At 43.0% G+C, this 21,557-nt stretch carries 23 protein-coding genes; 12 read left to right on the top strand and 11 right to left on the bottom strand.

Annotated features, from left to right (window positions below; translation table 11 throughout):
* Nucleotides 1–43 precede the first annotated feature (43 nt).
* From OCV56_RS06615 to OCV56_RS06605, 3 genes are all read left to right on the top strand, one after another.
* Nucleotides 44–739, top strand: a complete 696-nt coding sequence (locus tag OCV56_RS06615; RefSeq protein WP_086713190.1) for a VC0807 family protein — start codon at nt 44–46, stop codon at nt 737–739.
* A 338-nt stretch (nt 740–1,077) separates the two neighbouring features.
* On the top strand, nt 1,078–1,353 hold the full coding sequence (locus OCV56_RS06610; RefSeq protein ID WP_086713189.1) for an HU family DNA-binding protein: 276 nt from the start codon (nt 1,078–1,080) through the stop codon (nt 1,351–1,353).
* A gap of 24 nt (nt 1,354–1,377) precedes the next feature.
* Complete coding sequence (locus OCV56_RS06605) at nt 1,378–1,521, top strand: hypothetical protein (protein ID WP_167373167.1); 144 nt, start codon at nt 1,378–1,380, stop codon at nt 1,519–1,521.
* A 406-nt stretch (nt 1,522–1,927) separates the two neighbouring features.
* Here the strand turns inward: OCV56_RS06605 and OCV56_RS06600 are convergent, their stop codons facing one another.
* The 4 genes from OCV56_RS06600 to OCV56_RS06585 all read right to left on the bottom strand — a co-directional run bounded on the left by OCV56_RS06600 (nt 1,928) and on the right by OCV56_RS06585 (nt 6,040).
* On the bottom strand, nt 1,928–2,608 hold the full coding sequence (locus OCV56_RS06600; RefSeq protein ID WP_086713188.1) for a Crp/Fnr family transcriptional regulator: 681 nt from the start codon (nt 2,606–2,608) through the stop codon (nt 1,928–1,930).
* A 128-nt stretch (nt 2,609–2,736) separates the two neighbouring features.
* Complete coding sequence (locus OCV56_RS06595) at nt 2,737–3,465, bottom strand: nucleoside phosphorylase (protein ID WP_086713187.1); 729 nt, start codon at nt 3,463–3,465, stop codon at nt 2,737–2,739.
* Between the two features lie 8 nt (nt 3,466–3,473).
* On the bottom strand, nt 3,474–4,208 hold the full coding sequence (pnuC, locus tag OCV56_RS06590) for a nicotinamide riboside transporter PnuC (RefSeq protein WP_086713186.1): 735 nt from the start codon (nt 4,206–4,208) through the stop codon (nt 3,474–3,476).
* 281 nt (nt 4,209–4,489) lie between these two features.
* Nucleotides 4,490–6,040, bottom strand: coding sequence for a methyl-accepting chemotaxis protein (locus OCV56_RS06585; protein WP_086713185.1), 1,551 nt, complete (start codon nt 6,038–6,040; stop codon nt 4,490–4,492).
* Between the two features lie 1,247 nt (nt 6,041–7,287).
* Here OCV56_RS06585 and OCV56_RS06580 point away from each other — a divergent pair.
* On the top strand, nt 7,288–7,491 hold the full coding sequence (locus OCV56_RS06580; protein ID WP_086713315.1) for a hypothetical protein: 204 nt from the start codon (nt 7,288–7,290) through the stop codon (nt 7,489–7,491).
* Between the two features lie 42 nt (nt 7,492–7,533).
* Here the strand turns inward: OCV56_RS06580 and OCV56_RS06575 are convergent, their stop codons facing one another.
* The gene (locus tag OCV56_RS06575) at nt 7,534–8,625 is read right to left on the bottom strand and encodes a transporter substrate-binding domain-containing protein (protein ID WP_086713183.1); all 1,092 of its coding nucleotides are present in this window, start codon (nt 8,623–8,625) and stop codon (nt 7,534–7,536) included.
* Nucleotides 8,626–8,837: 212 nt separating this feature from the next.
* Complete coding sequence (locus OCV56_RS06570) at nt 8,838–9,257, bottom strand: PaaI family thioesterase (protein WP_086713182.1); 420 nt, start codon at nt 9,255–9,257, stop codon at nt 8,838–8,840.
* A 45-nt stretch (nt 9,258–9,302) separates the two neighbouring features.
* Here OCV56_RS06570 and OCV56_RS06565 point away from each other — a divergent pair, with 45 nt between their 5' ends.
* A complete protein-coding gene (locus OCV56_RS06565; RefSeq protein ID WP_086713181.1) occupies nt 9,303–9,581 on the top strand; it encodes a DUF134 domain-containing protein in 279 nt (92 codons plus the stop codon).
* 43 nt (nt 9,582–9,624) lie between these two features.
* Here the strand turns inward: OCV56_RS06565 and nqrM are convergent, their stop codons facing one another.
* The 4 genes from nqrM to OCV56_RS06545 all read right to left on the bottom strand — a co-directional run bounded on the left by nqrM (nt 9,625) and on the right by OCV56_RS06545 (nt 12,597).
* Nucleotides 9,625–9,822, bottom strand: coding sequence for a (Na+)-NQR maturation NqrM (gene nqrM, locus OCV56_RS06560; RefSeq protein WP_086713180.1), 198 nt, complete (start codon nt 9,820–9,822; stop codon nt 9,625–9,627).
* The gene (locus OCV56_RS06555; protein WP_086713179.1) at nt 9,819–10,265 is read right to left on the bottom strand and encodes a NifB/NifX family molybdenum-iron cluster-binding protein; all 447 of its coding nucleotides are present in this window, start codon (nt 10,263–10,265) and stop codon (nt 9,819–9,821) included. The genes nqrM and OCV56_RS06555 overlap by 4 nt, the downstream gene beginning before the upstream one ends.
* A gap of 270 nt (nt 10,266–10,535) precedes the next feature.
* Nucleotides 10,536–11,939, bottom strand: coding sequence for a sensor histidine kinase (locus OCV56_RS06550; protein WP_086713178.1), 1,404 nt, complete (start codon nt 11,937–11,939; stop codon nt 10,536–10,538).
* Entirely contained in the window at nt 11,917–12,597 is a 681-nt protein-coding gene (locus tag OCV56_RS06545; protein WP_086713177.1) for a response regulator transcription factor, read from the bottom strand. The genes OCV56_RS06550 and OCV56_RS06545 overlap by 23 nt, the downstream gene beginning before the upstream one ends.
* Nucleotides 12,598–12,808: 211 nt before the next feature.
* Between OCV56_RS06545 and OCV56_RS06540 the strand changes: the two genes are divergently transcribed.
* From OCV56_RS06540 to OCV56_RS06520, 5 genes are all read left to right on the top strand, one after another.
* Nucleotides 12,809–13,306, top strand: a complete 498-nt coding sequence (locus OCV56_RS06540) for a GlcG/HbpS family heme-binding protein (RefSeq protein WP_086713176.1) — start codon at nt 12,809–12,811, stop codon at nt 13,304–13,306.
* Between the two features lie 285 nt (nt 13,307–13,591).
* The gene (locus OCV56_RS06535; protein WP_086713175.1) at nt 13,592–14,086 is read left to right on the top strand and encodes a YcxB family protein; all 495 of its coding nucleotides are present in this window, start codon (nt 13,592–13,594) and stop codon (nt 14,084–14,086) included.
* A gap of 79 nt (nt 14,087–14,165) precedes the next feature.
* Nucleotides 14,166–14,891, top strand: a complete 726-nt coding sequence (locus OCV56_RS06530) for a metallophosphoesterase family protein (RefSeq protein ID WP_086713174.1) — start codon at nt 14,166–14,168, stop codon at nt 14,889–14,891.
* A gap of 277 nt (nt 14,892–15,168) precedes the next feature.
* Nucleotides 15,169–16,950 carry a hypothetical protein gene (locus OCV56_RS06525; protein WP_086713173.1) on the top strand — a complete coding sequence of 594 codons (1,782 nt, stop codon included), beginning with the start codon at nt 15,169–15,171 and terminating at the stop codon, nt 16,948–16,950.
* Nucleotides 16,951–17,252: 302 nt separating this feature from the next.
* On the top strand, nt 17,253–19,319 hold the full coding sequence (locus tag OCV56_RS06520; protein ID WP_086713172.1) for an FUSC family protein: 2,067 nt from the start codon (nt 17,253–17,255) through the stop codon (nt 19,317–19,319).
* 123 nt (nt 19,320–19,442) lie between these two features.
* On the opposite strand, the gene OCV56_RS06515 is transcribed toward OCV56_RS06520, so the two are convergent.
* The gene (locus OCV56_RS06515) at nt 19,443–20,063 is read right to left on the bottom strand and encodes a LysE family translocator (protein WP_086713171.1); all 621 of its coding nucleotides are present in this window, start codon (nt 20,061–20,063) and stop codon (nt 19,443–19,445) included.
* A 114-nt stretch (nt 20,064–20,177) separates the two neighbouring features.
* Between OCV56_RS06515 and OCV56_RS06510 the strand changes: the two genes are divergently transcribed.
* Both OCV56_RS06510 and OCV56_RS06505 read left to right on the top strand, forming a co-directional pair.
* Nucleotides 20,178–21,158, top strand: coding sequence for a GlxA family transcriptional regulator (locus OCV56_RS06510; RefSeq protein WP_086713170.1), 981 nt, complete (start codon nt 20,178–20,180; stop codon nt 21,156–21,158).
* 144 nt (nt 21,159–21,302) lie between these two features.
* Nucleotides 21,303–21,545, top strand: coding sequence for a hypothetical protein (locus OCV56_RS06505; RefSeq protein WP_086713169.1), 243 nt, complete (start codon nt 21,303–21,305; stop codon nt 21,543–21,545).
* The last annotated feature ends 12 nt before the right edge of the window (nt 21,546–21,557 follow it).

The following is a 21,557-nucleotide window of genomic DNA, read 5'->3' as shown; positions in this document are numbered from 1 at the left end:
CAATCCCTGAGAATAAATCCATAACACAATGTATTTAGAGATTATGAGTAACACTGAAAACAAAAAATCGAGTCCTCTTTTTGAAGTCGTATTTAACGTCCTTCTTCCGTCATTCATCCTAATGAAGTTCAGCGGAGAAGAGCACCTCGGCACTGGCTTAGCACTACTTGTCGCCCTTGCCTTCCCTATTGCTTACGGTGGTATGGAGTTAATCCGAAACAAGAAGTTCAATTTCATCGCAGCACTTGGCTTTATCAGCGTACTATTAACCGGCGGTATCGGTTTCTTCGAACTAGACACGCGTTGGTTAGCACTAAAAGAAGCATTAATACCCGGCCTAATTGGTTTAGCGGTTCTTGGGTCTACCTTCACTCGCTACCCGTTTATCCAAAAAGTTATCTTCACTCCCGCACTGCTAAACATATCTCTAATCGAAGAGCGTTTAAGACAGTTTGGTAACCAAGTAGAGTTTGATCGTTGCCTAATGAAATCAAACTACCTTTTTGCAAGTACGTTCGCATTTTCTTCTGCGATGAACTATTTCCTAGCGACTTGGATTGTGACTAGCCCAGCAGGCACCGCAGCCTTTAATGAAGAATTGGGTAAGCTAACACTTTACAGCTACCCAGCAATTGCTATCCCAAGCATGTTGATGATGTTAGGTATTTTCTACTACATCTGGCGCCAAGTTCGCTCTATGACTTCGCTAGAAACAGAACAGATCTTTATCACCAAATAGTTCTGACCCACAATATGAAGCCCGGCGATTTAGCTGGGCTTCTTTGTTTTTATCCTCTGATTTTTGGACCTTATGGGCATCAACTTCGATTAGGCTTATGAATCAAGAGAGTAACCCGAAAGCTCCTTTCTCAGATTAATTTGGGTAGCATGTCTATAAATCAATAATAATCAATGAATTGCATTGATTCAGCCAACAGATGCTTTTATAGTCAATTCTGTTGGTTACTTTACAAAGCTCTACCCAACCACTGACATTCTGCCTGTTGTCACTGATAAGATCGCATAAGCTAGGTGCTAAAGGTAGACGCCAGCCGTACTCAATAAGGAATATAGATTATGAACAAATCTCAATTAATTGAACACATTGCGACTTCTGCAGACATCTCTAAAGACCAAGCAGGCACGGCACTAAATGCGTTGGTTGAAGGTATCTCAACTACGCTTGCTAACGGTGATGATGTATCAATCCTTGGATTTGGCAGTTTTAAAGTTAACTCGCGCGCCGCTCGAACGGGTCGCAACCCGCGTACCGGAGAAGAGATTCAGATTGCAGCGTCAAAAACGCCAGCATTTAAAGCAGGCAAAGCACTGAAAGAGACGTGTAACCTGTAATACAAAAATACAAGGAAGGTTACGATGACGACTAAAGAAAAAGCAAAAACGAGCCGAAGCAAAAAAGTAGGTAAGTCAACTAAAGCACAAGCCGAAACGCCTAAGACTCGTCAACGCATTGAAGAGCTTCTCGAAGAGCGTGAATTGGCCAAACTGTTAGAGTTATAGTTTGAGCAAAGTGATAGTTTGTTATCGTTCTAATGCCACTGCAGATTTGTAGTGGCATTTTTGGTTTTAGGGGGAAATTTTTATAGTTAATATCAATCGCTACCCAAATCGCCTTTTTTACTCTCATCATTTTCTGGTTATTGGTGAGATTATTGGGAGGGTTCATGACACGACAGTGTTCGAGTAGTCCTTCTTCTTAGAGGTGATTCTGAATGTCGTTCACATGGAGATTAAAGCAAGTACCCATAAAATAAGGGTAACTACAAGGCAATAGTTAAGTTTACTATTCGAGCCCTGTTTTATTATTCAGCCACTCGAAAAATGAGTGATAATTCCAACTCTGAAGAAAGAATAATCACAGTTCTGATCTCACACGAACTTCTCTTCAGCTTACATCACTTTTTTCTTACTCATACGAATCAATAAAGGCTTGCAGTGCTTGCTGGTCGATAATTTCCAACCCTTGGTTCCCTTTCTTGATGAAGCCTTTATCGAGTAAGTCTTTGACTGCCCTTCGGTACACCCTGCTCGATGTGCCAAAACGTTCAGCTTCTTGATTCACTTTATCGAAGCCGCCTAACACGGTATTGGTCTGGCTTTGCACCAACAAATCGTAGGCAATGTTGTAGGTAATTGAGTGTAAAAGGCGATTGGTGTAAATGCCCATCGAATCTTGGTAATCTTCAGCCAGTGCTGAGGCGAAAAAGAACACCATCTCCGGATTTTCATGTAGCGCTTCTGATAGTTTCTGGATACAAATAACATCAACCTGCATGTGTTCATCTGCCACGACATTCCATTGGCAAGGCGTTTGAGTGAAGAACTCCATCTCGCCAAAGATATGATAGTCGCAATTCACCTCTCCTAATTGAAAGCGTCGCCCATTAGCCGCAGAGATGCTCATGGAGACTTTCCCAGCAGGCACAACATAGAGATGCTGAAGTTGTTCACCTTGGCGCAAGATTTCATCATTCTTATTAAAATAACGCGAGCTAACTTGGTGTTGGTAGATGAGAGCTTTAAAATCTGAGCTTTTGTGTTCTAGGTAATTTTTAAAACGTCCGCTTGAGTATGGTGCGATCTTCATACTAACTGTCTCTCATGGTATGAGCTGTTGTTGATGTTGCTAGCGATTGTAGCGGCTTAAACCAAAGGAGAGAACAATAAAAAAAGCGACGGTCACCCATCGCTTTTATCGTTAGTTTGTTCAGGCTTTTATTGAGCAATCAAGGCTTCTAACGCCGCTAACGACGCAAGTCGTTCACCTTCCATCATCACTTTTGCTTCATCGACATATTGCCCAACACCGTCTTTTACATCTTGTTCGTACAGAACAACATTGTTCAGGATGGAAGCGACTTTAACCCCTCTCAAGCGCCCAACAGTAAACAGTGCCGATGTTTCCATGTCTGCACCTAGAACTCCTTTACGGTTCCAGTACTGACAGATCGTCTGTTCGTCATCCGTATAAAAACTGTCGTGTGAGCGCACCGTTCCTAAATAATAAGAAGTTGATTGTTGCTGCAAGAATCTATCTAACTCTTTAAGCAGAGTGAAACTCGCATAAGCCGGATACGACGGTTTAACGTAAGCAGCAGAACCTCCCTCATCACGAACCGCGCCCTCTGCGACAATCAGTTCACCAAGTCCGATGTGAGACTGCATCGCACCTGCTGACCCTACTCGGACGATATGAGTTACGCCACAAAGCTTAAGCTCTTCAACCGCAATAATCATTGAAGGCGCACCAATGCCCGTACTACAAACCGATATCGCTTTACCTTGATAGATACCAGTGAAGATTCGATATTCACGGTTTTCAGAAACCAGTTCAGCATGTTCAAGCAAGTTCGCGATGCGATTCGCTCTATCTGGCTCACCACAAACAATGACCAGCGGAGCAATTTGCGTTTCATCAACGCCAATATGAGGCTGCTTTACCATCTTAACTCCTAAGAAGCCGTTGCTTGAGTTAATGATTTATCACTGTTTCGTTTAGCTGTGCGTGCCCACTCACGAGTACCGTTCGCCGCAATAAACATCAAAATAGCGTATTGAACAGACATTGCATAAACGCCCTGCGTCGCATAAATACCAACACTGATAATGTTAATCACAATCCAAAGTATCCAGTTTTCAACATACTTACGTGTCATTAGAACTTGAGCAACAATCGATAAAATGGTCATGGTCGCATCCCAGAATGGGAACGCATCAGGTTCAAGCACTGGTTCCGCTAAATCTGCACCAAATAGATTCAGGCTATCAACCGCGATGTTTGCTAGCGCAAAGAAGAATGGGTCGATGTACATAGTAAGCAGTGCAATCGAAACTGCGCATGCTGCAGCCGTTGCCACGAGCTTATTTTGGCTCAGCCAGCGGACTTCTAATGTTTCGCCTTGCTCATTAGGGCGTGTCCACGCGTACCAGCCGTAAATGTTGGCACAGAAGAAAAACAATTGAAGAAGTAACAGTCCGTATAACTGAATTTGGAAAAAGATAACCGCAAATAAGGTGACATTCAGTAATCCGAACAGGTAGTTAATGGTTTTCTCTTGGCTTGCAAACCAGATACACAACAGGCCAAATACAGTGCCAAATGCTTCAATCCAGCTCATTGCATAGCCACCCCCTATTGGGATGTTGACTAGAGTGTTGTTGATATCAAGTAGGGTGAATAGGTCCATAGGGATGTCCTTTATTATTTGTTTTTTTAGTAGCACCTATCTTATTGCGCCGACAGAAACAAAAAGGAGGACATTTGTCCCCCCTAGATTGCATGCGATCATAAATCAGAATAATAATCGAAGAAAAACAAATCTCTCATCATCTAGATCGTCTCCCCCTTTAGCTGTTTATGGCTATAGTTATTCATTTAAATGACCATCTTCAAAAAGCAACTCTAACTACAAACTCTAGACTTGAAGAATGCCGAGTCAGAACCAGCAAGCCACTTGCTCGATTGAGTTTAAAATCGAGCTACTCCTTTTCTTAGCTCATTCAAGCTAAGTACACTTTGTTCATACTGCTTTTTACTGTCTTCCATGAGATCGTGAGAAGCTTCAGCTTTACTGTGTATGGAAAGAATATTCTGATTAATCTCTTCTGAGACATTAACTTGCTCTTCAATGGCGACCGCGATTTGGTTATTCCTATCAACCACCCCTTGAACCTTTTCACTCAATAATGCGAGGCTTTCTAGAGTCGATTGAATCGTTGTTTGAGTACGTTTCGCTTTTTCAGTACCGTTGTTAACGGCCGTTACTGATTGGCCACTACCCGTGCATAGCTTTTCAATAACCGCTTGAATCTCTGTCGTTGCTTGTTGTGTTTTTTGAGCAAGCACTCTTACTTCATCTGCCACAACCGAGAACCCCCTTCCAGAATCACCAGCTCGTGCAGCTTCTATCGCAGCATTAAGTGCTAACAGATTGGTTTGGTCAGCAATCGCGTTGATCATCTCGATGACGGAGCTTATTTGTTGCGTCTCCCTCTCTACAGAGAGTGATATTGTCGAAATGTTGTCTAATTCATTGGTTAGCTCAACGAAATTCTCTTCGACTTGATTTAGCTCATCTTGACAAGATAAGAGCTCTTGTTGAGTGCTAAAAGTAGAATCAAGAGTTCCTTGTGCATTCTGAGAAATTTCACTTGAAGCCGCCTGCATTTCGTTGATAGCGGTAGCTGCCATATCGATTTCTGATTTTTGATTTTCAAGGTTTTCGGACACCGTTGCGTTCGATTCAGCGGTTTTATTCGCCTGCTTTAGGGTCATTTCACATGAATCACTCACCGAAATTCTAATTCTGCCTAATAACGCTTTTGCATATTGTTTCCGAACCTTCATTCCCAACGCAATTTCGGAGAGATCATCCACCTTACCAAAATAAACATATTCCATTAAAGGGTTGTTGAACTCATCTTTTGCTATTTTGCAAATATTTTCCAAACGACGCGTAAGTATATAAATTGACATCGAACCACCCATAAAGAGTAACAACAAACTTTGCGGTACAGTTACGAATTGATTAAAGTGAAGCGCATAAACGAGCCCGGTTAGCAATATTGAAATGAAAGTCTGGCGTTGCCAAAGTCTTGTTTTCGGTAACACGAGCTTGAATGGTGTTTTGCCTCTATTTAAAATTCCATACGCTTTTTTTGCTCGTTCAACATATTCTCTTTTTGGCTTAAACCGAACAGACTGGTACTCAACAATCTCGTTATCTTCTTTTAGCGGAGAAGCAAAAGCATCAACCCAATAATAGCCACCACCTTTCCGTTGGTTTTTCACCATACCCATCCAGTTACTTCCTGACTGAATATGACCCCATAGATCTTTAAATGCGGCTTTAGGCATATCACTATGACGAACTACATTGTGATACTCACCTACAAGCTCTCCTTCTTTATAGCCTGCTACTTCATTAAAATGGGGGCTCGCATACTTGATTTTACTGGAAGGGTCTGTCACTGAAATTAGGTTGTACGATTCCGGGTAATCATACTCTTGCTCTGCCATAACATTTTCCTATTTTAACTAGATAACAATCGACTTGTTGTGTGGGTCTTCCATGCCACACCGTACTTGAAAGGAAGACACTTGATTCCTATCTCGTTCAACAACCAACCATTAGTCATTGATTCAACGAGATTTTTAAGCAATCAAAATAGTCATCAAATCTACCAAACAGTTTGACTAAACCAATCCAAGGAGGCGCTAACCACACAAATGCAGCCAGTTTCATATCAACATCAAATAAGACTAGCTTATTAGAGGAAAAGCGGGAGCAATAAACATTGCAATAATTAAGGTTATAGAGTATTTATCCAATAACTCCTCGGTATTTAAACTTTATAACCAAAAACTAATATACTTATATAATTAAGACCTAATATATCGTTAAAATAAAAACATTCCTTTGTAAGCAAACCCTCAATTCTCACATACTCCTGCCAATCACCCTTTCAGGGGCACCGAAAAAAGTTCTTCATACCTTCACAATAGTTGGTTTGTATTTTGCTAATAATTGAAGGTTTTTAAGATAGAAGAAATACAAAGTACAACATGGTAGGTGTTCAGGATTTATTATGAGTTGGGGTTATAAAGGCACGAGGTTTACACGATAAAATATTCTTTCGCTTTCCTTGATAATGTTCGGAACCTATCCTTTAATATGCATCTGCAGCCATATTATATTTAAGGAAACTTATGAATGTATTAGACAAGGATTGCTTATTACAGTTAGTCATTGATAACTTTCAAGAAGATGTCGCAAAATCCGTTGATTTCAACACGGGCGAAGTTGGTATTAAGTATACCTGCCTTGAACATGGCCTTAACTTTTGCATGGATTTGTCTGTGGTCGAAAAGATATATTCGACAAAATAAGAACCGAATAATCTGATCTCGTTAAGCAATATTATCTTTGAAGTTGATAATTCTAAATCAGTTGTAAATTTCAAAGATAATAACTTTACCGATACTCAGCGCACAGCTTTGGCTACGTTAGTAATAAACCAATACATTGACGTAAAAATTTTAGATCTCTTAACGCCCTTACCTGTCCCGCGTTCTAGCTGCGTCTAACAGAACAAACCTCTTCCAAAAACGAAACTTTAGCTTACTGGCTTAACGTCGATATCGCGTTGACGGTTACGTTTGAGAAGCGCATGATTTTATTTCGAACAGAATAGTTGTCTAGCGTGTGTACCCTGTAACCGCCCATAACTCGTTCTGTGCAATGAATCCACTAAATGGCAGGTCACATGAATAAGGTTGTTATGTTAGTAATGGGGCTGCTTTTTACCAGTCGGTTGTTTGCCAGTATTGTTCCTCATGTTCGTCAACTTGAGCACGATGCGCCTATTCTCCTTCGCTCAGCTTTGATTGTGGGTGTAGCGGCTTATGCCGTTTGGGCAGCGTTCAAATACTTCAAAAAGAACAAAGCTTCTGGTTCAGAGCAACTGTAACGGCGAAAGTCCAAGCACTTTTGAATAAGCTTCTAATTTCAATTACTGATCTGCGAAGTAATCAACCAAGATTTTACGCCACCTCCGCGACTCACGAATCTTCAATAGTGCACGGTTAATCTCTTCTTCGTACGAATTATTTTCAGTGATGATGAAACCATAATTCTGCTTTTCTAGCTGATACGGTAACACCTCCAAGTCTTCAAATTGACCGCTTATTCTGCCATTACCGATCATATATTTGAGCACCACATCATCGGCGACAATCGCTTCTACTTCCCCCTCCTCTAAAGCCGCTAGAAGCCTTGGCATATCGATATAAGTCTTGTGCCTAATACCGAAGTTTGTGAGCATCAAAGAAGACGTCGTGGCTACTTTTGCCCCTACTTCCACATTCGCAAGATCATTCACACCTTCAATATGGGAAGAGCCTTGGCTGAGAGTCAATTTGCTGGCTAATACAGCGGTAATACTGGCGATGAAAAGCATACTAAACACACCAATGAACACCGTGGCAATTCGTCCAGTTAAGCTCTTAAACTCAAAGTAATTAAATGGGCCTCGTGTAATAAAAAGCAACCCCATGATAAAGCTTTCCAACAAACGTCCCGTTCGGCTTTTCATCGAATAGAGCTTTTGATTCTCGCCATGCTCCAATAGATAAAAAAACGCCCCTATCACGCCAGAAATAAAGATGACGGCACCAATGATCAACCACAGTGCGGGATTGAAGAAAATGGCATGTAAAGTTTGGAGATAACCCTGTTTTTTAACTGCAATGGCGAGGTGAGTTTCGTAAAACGAATGAGAAAAGTCAGCAAACAACTCTCGCTCCGGCGTGATCGAAATGCAAGACACACCGACGTCGATTTGCTCGGTTTCAATCGCATTGAGTAAGTCCGCTAAGCGGTGAGTCTCTATCGTGTACTCAACGTCCATCTCTTTGGCGATCTGTTCCCAGAGCTCAACACTCAAGCCATTCCATTCATTCTCCATCGAACTAATCACAAAAGGCGGACACGGGTACACACCGACTTTAAGTGGAGAAGCCAAAGCAAATGAGCTGAGTAACAGAAAAAATAAAACGATTGAAGTGACACAGTATCGAATTGTCGATTTGAAGAATTTGTGCATCAGCAGCCCCCAGAAAAGGCAGCGATGAATTAAATCGAGTGCGAAGGCTCGCCTAAAAAACACACATTAGTGTGCTCAGAGGTGGAGAGAGTTTATGATAAATTCAATACTGCCCTAGTTTTAATAGTTATAACTTTAACTATAGAGAACCCTATTTATTGTGCAAAGAATGGGCTCAACAAACTAACGGCATGCGAAACCTCGTTCGATAGCTAGTGGGATGACATAAACTGGCTTTGTGCCGACGAACACAGCTTTCCGTTCTGAGTAATTTGGCTCTCTAAGAAGTGAATATTGCGTCTACTTTTGACCCATCGGGCACGAACTTCTAGCTCTTGACCAATCGCGATTGAGTGGTGAAAGCGAGACGTTAAACTCACCGTCATCGCATTAATGCTGTTTTGAAACAAGCAATGCAGCATCGCGCTGTCATGTAACGTGGTGACAATCCCGCCCTGCATTATGCCATCGTAGCCCTCGGCTTTATCTGTTGGTACAATCTTGGCTATAACGTCGTACTTGACTAAAGTCTCGCGGTCGCCAACAGCTTCAAAACATATGGGGCTGTCCGTGAATAAACCTTGGCTGCATACTTGGCAACGCCGATGGTTGTGAGGAATGAAAACTTTCATACTTATCCTTATTCCTTTTTTACCCTTAGATTCCTAGAGATTGATATGGCTCGACCAAAAAAACATCGCCAGTTATGTACCCATGCGGCTTACTCTTGTTTTAAGCCTAACGGCGTTCCTATGGACGAGCTTGATAAAGAAGAACTGCTATTAGAAGAGCTCGAAGCCTTACGCTTGGCTGACCAAGAAGGCCTGAGCCAACTTGAAGCAGCTGAACAGATGCAGGTGTCTCGCCAAACGTTCGGCAACATCATTAAACGTGCGCGAGCCAAAGTCGCTAAGTGCATCGTCAACGGCCACGCGCTGGTGATTCAAGGCTCATAGTCCGAAGCTTTAACGTTACTTGTCGAGAGACTCCGAAAGCGCCTTAATTTGATGGCTCAGTAATCTGATACAGCTTTCGGCTTTGCCCTTCGCACACATCCTTGCAGTTGCATTCGCGCTCAATGTCTAACTGCGCGAGCCCTCCACAACTGCCTTTGATTGGCTTACGTGAAAAAATCACACCTATCGCCATCAGAAAGACGATTCCAACAAAACCCAGTAGCGTGAATAAGAACGTCATTTACGGACACCTCGAATAACACTGAACCTGTTCGACTGTGCCGTGAGAATCGACGTTTCGTTCTTGTCTCCTTTCTCGCCGCACGTTCTATGACTACACCCGCTATTTCGCGGCTCTCTGCCATAATCGAGAACGGTCACTTCTCGCAGATTACTAAAATTTAAATTCCCGATTTCTTCCTTACCTGTCGATGCTAAGACTCGAATATCGTTATTGAACAAGTGCGCCAGCATCTTCTTACCTATGTGACGGACAACTACAGATTTCACATCGTAAGAACGGAGGACAGAGAGCCATTGCTTCTTTTTATTGCAGGACGAGTCCGAATCAACCAGAGGGACAATCTGCTTTATTTGTCGTTGCTCATCGACAATCGCGATCTGTGGGGAACGGGCAAAGTGATTGCCGACATGAAGGTCGCGACAAGGCACTGCGTATAACATAGTAACTTCCTGTTATTGATGATCAGGAGTTCAGCATACTCCTAGTTATTGGCATATGCCAATCACTATCAGGTGAAAAATAAGATTTACTGGTTAGATAATTAAGAAGCAACAACCAGCCGATATGTTTAGCGTAAATTACTGAACTTCCCACACCTGTTCATGGAGAGGAATCCTTCTTCCAGAAACAAAAATGCCCCACTAGTGCGGGGCATTTTTGCTATGCAGAGCTGAGATTACAAAAGCAGAAGTGACGACATCCAATCGTTGTTACAACGAAAGAGTAAAAGTACTCCCTACACCCAACTCAGATTTCACGACTAACGTCCCTTCTAAATTCTCGACCATGGCAAGCGCTAGAGATAACCCGAGGCCATACCCCTCAACGTTACTTCGGCTACTATCGACTCGGTAAAGCCGTTCAAAAATCAAGTCCTGATACTTCTGGTCAATGCCAACACCAGTATCTTGGATGCTTATCGCAACCTTACCCTCTACACTTCGCTCAGCCTTAACCGTCACTCTTCCTTCAGGCTCCGTGTACTTAATCGCGTTATCAACAAGGTTAACCAACACCTGAGTCAACTTATCAGGGTCTGACTGAACAACAAGGTCACCCTCACCTTCAACCACCAGCTCGATTTGTTTATCTTCTGCGACATCTTCATACCAGCTCACCACATTAGCAATCACATCTGATACCTGAGTCTCTACCTTTTGCGGTATACGCTTTCCAGTCAGCTCGTCGTTCAGCTTCATCAAGGCGGTTAGCATATTGCTTGCTTGCATCGCGTGTTCAGAACAGTCTGCCAATGCGTCTTTCATCTCTTGTTGGTCTGCATTGTTGAGCAATGCTGTTTGGGACGCCAAAGTAATGCGAGATAAAGGGGTTCGAATATCATGAGCAATTGCATCGACGGTCGTGTTCAAGGTTGTCGTTACATGTTGAAGCTTGGCAACGGCAGTGTGAACGCTAGAACTGATGACGTTAAGCCCTTGCGGTATTTCAGGTTCAGTTTCTTTCTTAGTGTCAGTGCTAGTAAACTCCAATTGCCCTTTTTTCAGCTTATCGAGTAGGTCGCCAAAGGTAACCAACGGCGACATAGCACTCTGAATGATGCTACGAGTAAATACCGCGGTCACCGCCACAAGTGCAAGCAACGCATACAAGGTCATTAGCCATTGATTATAAGCGATATAGTCTCTCGATCGGTTATCCAACACCAACCAGAAATCATACTGTTCCCCCTCAATAGGTAACGACATATAGGGACTCAAGATAAAACTCTCTAACCACGATCGGTGGTCATCAATTTGATAGCTGGAAAGAGGCTGTTCTGTTGATAGGTTTTGAGTTCCCGCAATGAATGTTCCCTCAGATGAAACGCCCTTCTCAAGCTTATACGCCGCAATGTTGTTTTCGAGTAACCGATGAGGGTTAGCCTCTAAAACATGAATCAATCGCTCGCTAGAATCATAGGTCAGAATACGCTGATACTCAGTCGACATCGACGTAAGGATCTTCCTCTCAGTTTGATAGAGATCGAAAAAGAAAATAGCCCCGACAATCAATTCGACCAGCAACAAGCAGAGTAGTAACGTTGCCATAAAGCGAAACAACAAATATCTCTGGGTTTTAGCAATCGCCTGTTCAATATTCCGACTTGAGGACATAGCCAACACCTCGAAGTGTGTGAATCAATGGTTTGGAGAAGCCTTTATCCACTTTGCTGCGAAGGCGGCACACCAGCACATCGACCACGTTGGTTTGCGGGTCAAACTGATGCCCCCAAACATGCTCAAGAATCGCTGTTTTCGACATCACAGATTCTGGGTTTTCGAGTAGTAGCTTCATCAACATAAACTCACGCTGATTGATAGTGATCGTCTGCTGCTCTCTTTGTAGCGTGTGTTTAAGAAGATCTAGGTTAAGGGGACCATAATGCAGCTCTAAGGCTTGAGGTGACGGCTGTTTTCCCCTACGAGCCAAAGTTTGGCAACGCGCAAGCAACTCGGGAAACGCAAAAGGCTTCACCAAGTAATCGTCTGCACCGGATTGCAACCCTTGTACCCGCTCCTCTACAGAGTGCTTGGCGCTTAGTATGATGACGGGTATCGCATAGCCCTGCCCTCGAAGTTCCGCAAGCACTTCAAATCCATCTTTATTTGGCAACATGATATCGAGAATAATCACATCGTATTCTTCGGTTATGGCCTCATGCAATCCATCAACACCATCTGCTGAGTGTGTCACCGTTATCCCTTCTTGCTGAAAACCATTCACTAAAAATCGTGCGATATGATTGTCATCTTCGATCAACAGTATTTTCATTAACGTCCATTTATCTCTTCACCGTGCCTTAAACACACTTTATCAACATCCTGTCTCGAATATAACCAACATTGCAACTTTGTAATGTTCTAGAAAGCCAGTGGTAATCCTGCGTTCGTTAGTATGAACCTGTTGATTAAGAGTGGCTTGTCGATATCAGACCTGCACTCATCGAAATCCAGTATCTGAAAAATGTCTTAATGGAGTAAACATGAAAATGACAAAACTAACTGTACTAGCGGCAACTCTTGGTTTCCTTAGCCTTTCTAACAACGTATTGGCGGCAGAAACACAAACGGTCTCTTTCACACAGATCTCATCAGAAGCGGCATTCAAGCTTGCTCATGAAGCGGTTAGCCAATGCGAGGCTGATGGTTACAAGGTGTCTGCAACGGTCGTCGGTTTATCAGGGAATGTGATTGCACAACTTCGCTCAGATGGCGCAGGTATACACACGCTTGATAGCTCCCGCAAAAAAGCGTTCACAGTGGCAAGCATGAAGCAGCCGTCTGGTAACTTGATGAAGCTCATCGCTGATAAGCCAATCATGCAACCACTACAAAATATGGACGACAACTTGCTGTTCTTGGCTGGCGGTGTTCCAGTACAACTGAACAATGCCATGATTGGGGCGATTGGTGTTGGCGGCGCTCCAGGTGGTCATTTAGATGTTGCATGTGCTGAAAAAGCGATTAAGAAATTCTTCTAAGCAAACTCATTTACTCGCCCGATTTGGTTGTACCCTTGCCTCAAAAATGCCTCGCACCTGCGGGGCGTTTTTATTTCAACTACATATATGCTCGCTAGCCGTATTCACGTGATGGCATGACTGGTAGCGTAAATACCTCTCGCCAGTATTATTGATTTACAAAACAGAGCTAAAACCGTTAAAGAAAAGCACCGAGAAGCGATACAATACAAAAGTTGCGAGATTGCGGCATGAAATACCCATTCAAAGAAAACCCATTAACAAGAAACATTAAAGTAGCCTCACATGTCTAAAGAACCCGGTTTCACTACAGAATACAAACTCGACAAGACGTTTTTCGCGGAGTGTTATGATCAAACTAGCCTTCCGACTCAATTTCCAAAAGCCTACTTAAAAGGAATACTGTTTCTTATTTTTGGTGTGGTTCTACTGGAGTTTGAGCTATTACCTAACGGTTACGTTGGCTGGTTCTTTATTGTTTTAAGTGTGATTGAAGCATTCAGCGTGTATTGCAAACGAACCTGGTGGTTATGGCGACAAAGAATCAGCTCTGGCGCTGGCAGCAAAATAGTTTTTCAAGGTGATGCTAGCGGAGTCAGTTACAAAAACCACAAAGCGACCAACACTATCGCGTGGAGTGATATCGACCAACTTGAACAGACCGATCTCGGCTTTATCCTTCATATCGGTAAACAGCGCCAATACGTCAGTAAATCTTGTTTAAGCGATGAAGCCATTGCCTTCATGATTGAACACCACGCCGCATCAAAAGCAAACTAACACCAATAAATGCCTGCTGATTTAGCAGGCATTTTTCTAGCACCTTTAATTATATGTATGGAATAACCGGATAACACCAATGACTACCGTATACCAAATAAGTGATTGTCACCTTTCCGATGAATCCAGCTTTGAGAACCTGCGTAGAGCACTGGAATACGTCAACACAGACACAGAATGCAAGACCATTCTCCTAACGGGTGACATTTGTTGTAACCCCAAACTAGGCGACTACATTCGATTAGAGGCGTTCATTAGACAACACATTAGCGATAAGTCTGTTCACGCGATTGCGGGCAACCATGATGACTCTTCCTTGATGCGCAAAGAGCTAAAAGGCTCGACGATTTATGTCACCGATAAAGCCACCATATGTGAGCGAGAGTTTGTGTTTCTCGACTCGAGCTTCAAGCCACTTGATAGCAAGCATCCACTCGGTTCAGGGCGTATTAATAACCGCGGCATGGCTCAGCTGAAACAACAGCTAAGGAAAGCCCACGCGCCAATCGTTGTCGTCCACCATCCTGTCATTCCAGTCGGCTCTGAGTGGATGAAAGCCATCCGTTTGGAAAACGATACCAATGTAATGGAGGTTCTTCGCAAATATCACGTGCGCGACGTTATTTGCGGTCACGGCCATGATGGTATAATGACCACACAACAAGGAATAACCCAATATATGGCGCCTTCAACAGCCTATGGATTTGACCACGCTATCAACGAATATAATCGTTGTGAAAAGATTGGATTAAGTAAGATCTCGCTCTCTTCTAGCTCTATCGAATACCAAGCTATCTACCTTTAGAACTGCACTCGTAATCCAACAAAAAAACCTGCCGAACATGGCAGGTTTTTTTATGGTTTTGATCTGATCAGAGTATAGAGAATCACAATTGACTTGAGAGCCATTATTCAGAATCGACAGCGGCAATATTTATTGGTGAACGCTCGAAAGTGTAACCTAAGCCTTATAGATTATGTTTGAAATGCGACATAAACCATCAATAGGTGCATTGCATTCCATTGCGTATGTATGATTATATTCATCAATACTTTAAATACTATAAATTGAGTTTAATTATATGATGTATAAACGATTTTATCAGACAACACCGATTCTATATGCACTGGCTCTTTCTGGTTGTGGAGGTAGTGATAGTTCTTCGCCATCAAATGCTGTCAGCGTGGCAAAAACAAGTTATCAAGTTGAGTCTGGCGCATTTGAACAAAGCTATGTTGATATCCCTTTCAGCGTCAAATATAACGCAGGGGACAACCTCTACTATGGAATAATGAGTGACACCGGAAATTTAATATCTCGCGTTGAGTATCATATTAACGACAATGCCACGGGTAACGTCAGCATATTTTTTAAAGATGGCTATGAGATAGGCAACGGCACTAAGTCCACAACAGCTCAGTTCGCTATTTGTTACGATGAATATTGTAATCAACACTATTCGGGGTCACCAATTGCAATCACTCTGACTAATAACGTAACTCTTGATCATAAAATGGACCTAGCGGCTCCTAAAATTGAAACTAACGCAGATTTGACCGATCTCAACGTGTCTCAAAATGTAACTGATGCTATCAATCTCTCTGGCTCTAATTTACACAACCTCTATCTAGAGGCATCTGCCAATAACCGATTCGTCACATCAGTAACCCCTTTTATTAGTCACTCTAATGTTGCTCTGAGTATGACCCTCGAAACACCAGCAGTCGTTGGTGTTGGTTCATTTAGCGCAACTATCGATGTTAATGTATGTTACGACTCTAACTGCAACTATCCGATTGATGGCAGCCCATTAGCCATTCCAGTCAACTACATAATTAGCAACACTTTACCAAATCCAAACCCTGGTGACGGTTCACCAACAACACCAAATATCTCTGCAATCGACTTTGATAACGCACCAGTACACAATACAGTTGATGCTACTTATTCTGATGCATTAAATGTAATAGCTGTTGTATCAGATAGCCCAAAGAACGCGATCTATTTTTACAGTTTAAATGATACTAAAGCCTATGAGATTGAGCTATATCGCTCACCATCAGCCATCACTGTCGACAATAAAAATGGGACTAATCGCTTTGTTGTTGGCCACGATGCGATGATAACCACATTGGCATACAATGCTTCCTCTCCCCAAGATACCCAAGTAACGAATATATATAACTCTCATGATATTTTTGATTTAACCACCGATGGTAATCACGTCTGGACATTACCCAAAACGGATCAGTGGGTTGATCTACAAGTCATTGACCTTGCAACTGGCTCTGTTGTATCGAGAAGTGACTGGAGATACTACGAAAAAACCTTGCTAAAAATCAGCCCTAATAGCCAAGCATTTTACAGTTTGGATACCAATATCAGCCCTGAAGATGTCGCTAAAACGGACATTTCCGATCCAGGGAATCCAGCAGACCCTATCGATTCTCCTTACCATGGTGACTACAGTTTCTGTGATAATTTCTGGTTCAACCATGCTGGTACATTTATCTACACACAATGTGGAGTAAGGTTGAATGCATCAAGTAACGTCGGACTTGATATGACTTACGCAGGAAAGATCACGTTACCAGAGCAGTCTTCTACAATTAAAACACTCGATGAATCACACGATAGTACCAAAATTGCCTACGCCCTTGAGGGGGAAAGCAACCAGGTGATGGTATTGACATCAAACCACTTGAATCTATCAGAAACGATTACCCTTCCGGATATAACGATAAATAGCAGTACTTACACCACTGTGCCTGAGTTCATCTTTTATGGCGCTGACGGTAAACTAAATATTGTCGCTAATACCACAACAAACGGAACGACACGCACATTAATATTGCGACACTAGCTATGTAATTAATGATTAATAAAAGGCCTCCTCAACGCGAGGCCTTATTTCTATCAACAATACATACCTAGATGAGATATTACCTCAGATACACCGAATAGAAGCTCTTTAATCGATGACACCTCGCAGTGACGACAATAATCCTGACCAGCAGGTAATCTGATGATTGACCGCTAGCTCAATATGGAGAAAACCCCAGCCATAGATGTACTGCGCTTCAATTTATCAACTTGTGATTGAAACAAGCACAACAATGAAGTTTGGCGTTACACTGAATAAGACACAGCAAGTAAAGAGGTTTTATGACGTTCTCCCCTGCCATTCTACGTAAAATCTGGTACTCCCCTTCGGTCAATCTTGGGCTTCGTGCCACCAGCGCCATAGTGTTGTTTCTTGGTTTAGGCGTGTTGTTCAATCAAACGGCTCTCGCGATGACTGCGCTAATGACAATGCCAGCCGCTCTAATTAGTGGCCTTGATTCTGCGGGCCCAAAACGTTGGACACGTTTTGCTATTACGGCTACCGCTTGGGGGTTAACTCAAGCTGTCAGTTATCTGCTACTTATTAGCGGGCTGCCTTTATGGGTAACCTTTGGTCTATTGGGTGCCCTACTGGCCAGCGCTGCAGTCAATGGCCCATTCTGGGGGAGACTAGGCATGTCTAGCCTCTTGATTGCTATTGTCACTTTATCACTTCATAACTCCAACACAGCGCTCAGCTTGTACCCTATGCTGATACTTGGGCCTCTTACTTTCGCACTGTTTAGTTGGCTATGGTTTGCCCTGTGGAAGCACTATGCGTTACGTGTGTGCTTAGCAGCAATTTACGAGGCATTGGCAGACTACATTCAATATCGCCAAGAGTTCTTGTTAGGTGGAGAAAATGAAGCGTTAAAAAGACGCATCAAGTATCAACTAATCGAGTTGTTCCAACAGGCTCTTCAGTCTGAGTCATTCCGCTCTAAACATGACGATGCAAATAAGCTTCGAGAAGCACTATTCCTCGCTATCGATACGTTTGAAGTAGTAATAAGCAGCCATACAAGCAATCCAGATCTGTTAAACCAATTTCAATCCAATAAGCACAAGCGTGACTTACTGTTAGTTTGGAGCCAACATTGCCAGCAAAGATTAAAACATAAAGCCAAGCAACTTCTGCACAACACCAATGAAGACATACAACATTTAAGTTCGTTGGAACAAGAAGCCGATGATTTGATTGAAGCGGTGAAGCTGGAAGATCAACCTCGCTTCCGTTATTGGGCATTCGCCGTAAAACACATCTCACGTCGTATCGAGCTGAATGAACCCGCGTATGAGCGTTCTTTTGAAGTACAACCGTTCGAATTGTCTTTTCGCCTACCAAAACGAGACAACCCTATTTGGCGCCACGTTACCCGTGTCGGTTTAATGTTTTCCCTTGGCGCAGGCATCGCAGAATACTATGAATTAATTCGCCCTGACTGGGTGCTTATCTCAATGTTGATGGTGATACAACCTAGCTTTTTAGCCACACGCAGTAAGACTTGGAAACGCTGCTTAGGCACTGCCGCCGGTGTGTTATTCGCGACTTCTATCATTCATATCGGTGTGTCTGCGAACGCGATGTTTGCTCTGATAGTCATACTCTTACCCATCGCCATGCTTAATATTATGCGCCACTACTCACTGGCCATTGGTTGTATTACCGCACTATTGATTTTGGTCTACCAAACCATGGCACATCAAGGGCTCGATTTTGCCGCGCCACGTTTGATCGATAACGTCATTGGCGGCGCGATAGTCCTACTGGGCTATGGTTTGCTATGGCCTCAATGGCGAGGTAAAGAGATCCACAATCAAGCGTTAAAAGCCTTGAGCAGTTCAAAAAGCTTGTTCGTGTATTGCTATGAACAACTTCAAGTCGATGCAGAACAACATGACCATATTGAACTCACCAAGCAACGTGCCGCCATGCTAACCGCAGAAAGCGACCTTGAGCTGATTTACAATGAGATGCAGCAAGAGCCAAAACACACTCGCGCCGACCCTCACTACTACGAAGATATGTTGAGCCACTACCGCTTGCTAAGCCATTACCTCTGCTTGCTCATTCCGCTTATAAGAAAAGGCACGCAATACCAAGGTTCACAACAAGTGGAGACGCTAATACATGATGCTATGGATGCGTTGATCAACACCATCCGTGATAACCGGGTTCATGAGCTGCCGACACTGACTGACAAAACCGATGTGAACCACCCAACTTCAACAACTGGTCAGAAATCAGTAGAAGAGATCATCTGGTTGGCGCTGATGACAATAAAGCAAATGCATGATTTAGCTCGGCGTAATCTTGAAAATGAAAAAGCTAGAAAGTTAGAGATCTAGAAAGCTAAATACACAGGGCTATCGCCCCATCCCCACAAGTGGCTGGCACCTCGTAAACCGACCTCATTTGGGGACTATGATGCTCTGCGTAACTCACGGCGAGGAATAAATCGACAGGTCTTCTTATTGAGGGAGACTTTTCACTAATGCCATTATGCCTAGCAGTAAGAAAAGAGTGCCGCAGCATCGATTAAACATACGACCATTCGTTAATAACAACACTTTGACCTTATCTGCAACTCTAGCCACCGCGAACTCGACAGCAAACTCAATACAAAGAAAGCTCAAGGTGATGACAACAAACTGAGGTAGAAAGGCTTTATCAGGGTTAATAAATTGAGCCAAGAACGCGGTAAAAAATAGTAAGACTTTCGGGTTAGACAGCGCGGCAAAGTACCCTTGTTTGAATAACTCGCGTGGTAACAATGTGACCTTTTCAGTTGTATCTTCAACGCTAACAGAGGGAGCAGAAAACAACGTCAGACCGAGGTATCCGAGATACAAAGCGCCCAGCCATTGCAGAACAATCATCAGCTTCGGCTCAGCCTCTAATATTGTTCCAAGCCCAAACATGGCAATCGTGATCAATAAGAAGAAACCACAAATCCCGCCATAGATCGTCCACATTGTTTTCTTATAACCAAATTGAGCACCATGGCTGAGTGCCAATAAAGAGTTGGGACCAGGGATACATGCTAGACCCAAAGCAGACAAAATAAACACGCACCACACTTCAAACGTCATAACTAACCTATAAAAAGACAACTTAATCTGTCGCTAGTATCCTTCGAAAATCAAATTGATAACGGTAATATATGGACGTAAAATATTACCATTTAGACATCAAGAGCCATTCCTATGAGCCAACCCAAAGGCGTCCGGTTTTTATTAATACCGTTGAATAATTTCAACATATTCCCCTTCGGCGCGTTTCTAGACAAACTGCGCTTTTCGGCAGATGACGCAGATCTCAGCCAGCAACGCTATTGCTCTTGGCAGATAATGTCCCACACTCAAGGGTTGGTCACTTCTAGCAGTAACATCCCCATTATGGTGGACCTTACCCCTGATACTATCGAATTGAAGGACGTTGATTACGTTGTCTTATTTGGCAGTCGAAGTGCTCATGAGTCACAACAACAGGCCGATCTTTATCGAACTTTTTTTAGAAAGGTGGTATCGGCTGGTATCAACATTATTAGCATCGATAACGCTTGTTTTACACTTGCAGAGCTAGGGTTGTTAAACCAACATCAGGTCGTGGTTCACTGGAGGCATCATCATGAATTTAAAGCGACTTATCCCAAAGTGGTTGTGCGTGATGAGCAGCTTTATCACTTCGACAAAAAACTCATCAGTTGCACGGGGGGTAGCGCGACTATCGATCTTCTCGTCGCTATTTTGCAAAACCATGTCGGTCAAATCAAAGCTGAAAAAGGGTTAGCCGATATGCTTGTTGATGAGAGCCGCAGTAATCACCACCGTTTAAAATCCTCACAGCATGGCAATTACCAAAATCGACACGTCGACCGCGCAACCTCATTAATGCAGGAACATTTAGCACTAGATACCACGGTAGATCAGATAGGAACGTTTATTGGCCTCAGCCGCCGACAACTAGACCGCCTTTTTCAACAACAGTTTGATGTATCTGTTCATCAATATTGGCAAGAATTACGCCTACAGCACGTGCATTGGCGATTGGTCCATTCTAATCATAGCTTGATACAACTTGCGGATGAGATCGGTGTAAAGGACACCAGCTATCTATGCAAAATTTTTCGCAAAAGATTCGGGATGACTCCGACCCAATGCCGTCGTAATTCTATGAGGCTTTAGTATAGAGGCCGGCTTACTGCAATTGGGTAACTGTATTTGCACTAGATTCTTGTAGTTAAAATGCCGTATGGTACAAACAATAAAATTATAGATATCTGAGGCCTTTGCCACAGAGACTCTCCATTTAAAACGAAAAGACTGACTATGAATTTTGATATCAATGCACTGAAACACCACCAACTGGTCGAAGATGGTCAACTAGAAGGGTGCTACATTCATCAGCCTGTACAAGGTAGTCAACCAGACGATAAAGCGGTTTTAGCAGAGCGCCAAGCACTGGAAGAACTAGGATATAAAGTGGTACAGGTTAAACCGAAAGGCGGGACAACAACGTTTGCTGAAGCTATGCAAGAGCTTGCGAAGAAGACTGGCCACCAGCCGAAATAGTAAGTAAATGGA

Origin of the sequence: Vibrio gigantis (assembly GCF_024347515.1) — a bacterium.
Lineage (GTDB): Bacteria > Pseudomonadota > Gammaproteobacteria > Enterobacterales > Vibrionaceae > Vibrio > Vibrio gigantis.
The sequence above is the reverse complement of the archived record's forward strand: the minus strand, read 5'-3'. Positions and strand labels throughout refer to the sequence as shown.

Bases quoted from the DNA above. Each gene is read 5' to 3' on its own strand.
- OCV56_RS06585 (WP_086713185.1), bottom strand. From the start codon at position 6,040: ATGGCAGAGCAAGAGTATGATTACCCGGAATCGTACAACCTAATTTCA.
- OCV56_RS06510 (WP_086713170.1), top strand. From the start codon at position 20,178: ATGAGCCAACCCAAAGGCGTCCGGTTTTTATTAATACCGTTGAATAAT.
- OCV56_RS06520 (WP_086713172.1), top strand. From the start codon at position 17,253: ATGACGTTCTCCCCTGCCATTCTACGTAAAATCTGGTACTCCCCTTCG.
- OCV56_RS06565 (WP_086713181.1), top strand. From the start codon at position 9,303: ATGGCTCGACCAAAAAAACATCGCCAGTTATGTACCCATGCGGCTTAC.
- OCV56_RS06540 (WP_086713176.1), top strand. From the start codon at position 12,809: ATGAAAATGACAAAACTAACTGTACTAGCGGCAACTCTTGGTTTCCTT.
- OCV56_RS06555 (WP_086713179.1), bottom strand. From the start codon at position 10,265: ATGTTATACGCAGTGCCTTGTCGCGACCTTCATGTCGGCAATCACTTT.
- OCV56_RS06550 (WP_086713178.1), bottom strand. From the start codon at position 11,939: ATGTCCTCAAGTCGGAATATTGAACAGGCGATTGCTAAAACCCAGAGA.
- OCV56_RS06515 (WP_086713171.1), bottom strand. From the start codon at position 20,063: ATGACGTTTGAAGTGTGGTGCGTGTTTATTTTGTCTGCTTTGGGTCTA.
- OCV56_RS06530 (WP_086713174.1), top strand. From the start codon at position 14,166: ATGACTACCGTATACCAAATAAGTGATTGTCACCTTTCCGATGAATCC.
- OCV56_RS06525 (WP_086713173.1), top strand. From the start codon at position 15,169: ATGATGTATAAACGATTTTATCAGACAACACCGATTCTATATGCACTG.
- OCV56_RS06545 (WP_086713177.1), bottom strand. From the start codon at position 12,597: ATGAAAATACTGTTGATCGAAGATGACAATCATATCGCACGATTTTTA.
- OCV56_RS06575 (WP_086713183.1), bottom strand. From the start codon at position 8,625: ATGCACAAATTCTTCAAATCGACAATTCGATACTGTGTCACTTCAATC.
- OCV56_RS06600 (WP_086713188.1), bottom strand. From the start codon at position 2,608: ATGAAGATCGCACCATACTCAAGCGGACGTTTTAAAAATTACCTAGAA.
- OCV56_RS06595 (WP_086713187.1), bottom strand. From the start codon at position 3,465: ATGGTAAAGCAGCCTCATATTGGCGTTGATGAAACGCAAATTGCTCCG.
- pnuC (WP_086713186.1), bottom strand. From the start codon at position 4,208: ATGGACCTATTCACCCTACTTGATATCAACAACACTCTAGTCAACATC.
- OCV56_RS06570 (WP_086713182.1), bottom strand. From the start codon at position 9,257: ATGAAAGTTTTCATTCCTCACAACCATCGGCGTTGCCAAGTATGCAGC.
- OCV56_RS06505 (WP_086713169.1), top strand. From the start codon at position 21,303: ATGAATTTTGATATCAATGCACTGAAACACCACCAACTGGTCGAAGAT.
- OCV56_RS06610 (WP_086713189.1), top strand. From the start codon at position 1,078: ATGAACAAATCTCAATTAATTGAACACATTGCGACTTCTGCAGACATC.
- nqrM (WP_086713180.1), bottom strand. From the start codon at position 9,822: ATGACGTTCTTATTCACGCTACTGGGTTTTGTTGGAATCGTCTTTCTG.
- OCV56_RS06615 (WP_086713190.1), top strand. From the start codon at position 44: ATGAGTAACACTGAAAACAAAAAATCGAGTCCTCTTTTTGAAGTCGTA.
- OCV56_RS06580 (WP_086713315.1), top strand. From the start codon at position 7,288: ATGAATAAGGTTGTTATGTTAGTAATGGGGCTGCTTTTTACCAGTCGG.
- OCV56_RS06605 (WP_167373167.1), top strand. From the start codon at position 1,378: ATGACGACTAAAGAAAAAGCAAAAACGAGCCGAAGCAAAAAAGTAGGT.
- OCV56_RS06535 (WP_086713175.1), top strand. From the start codon at position 13,592: ATGTCTAAAGAACCCGGTTTCACTACAGAATACAAACTCGACAAGACG.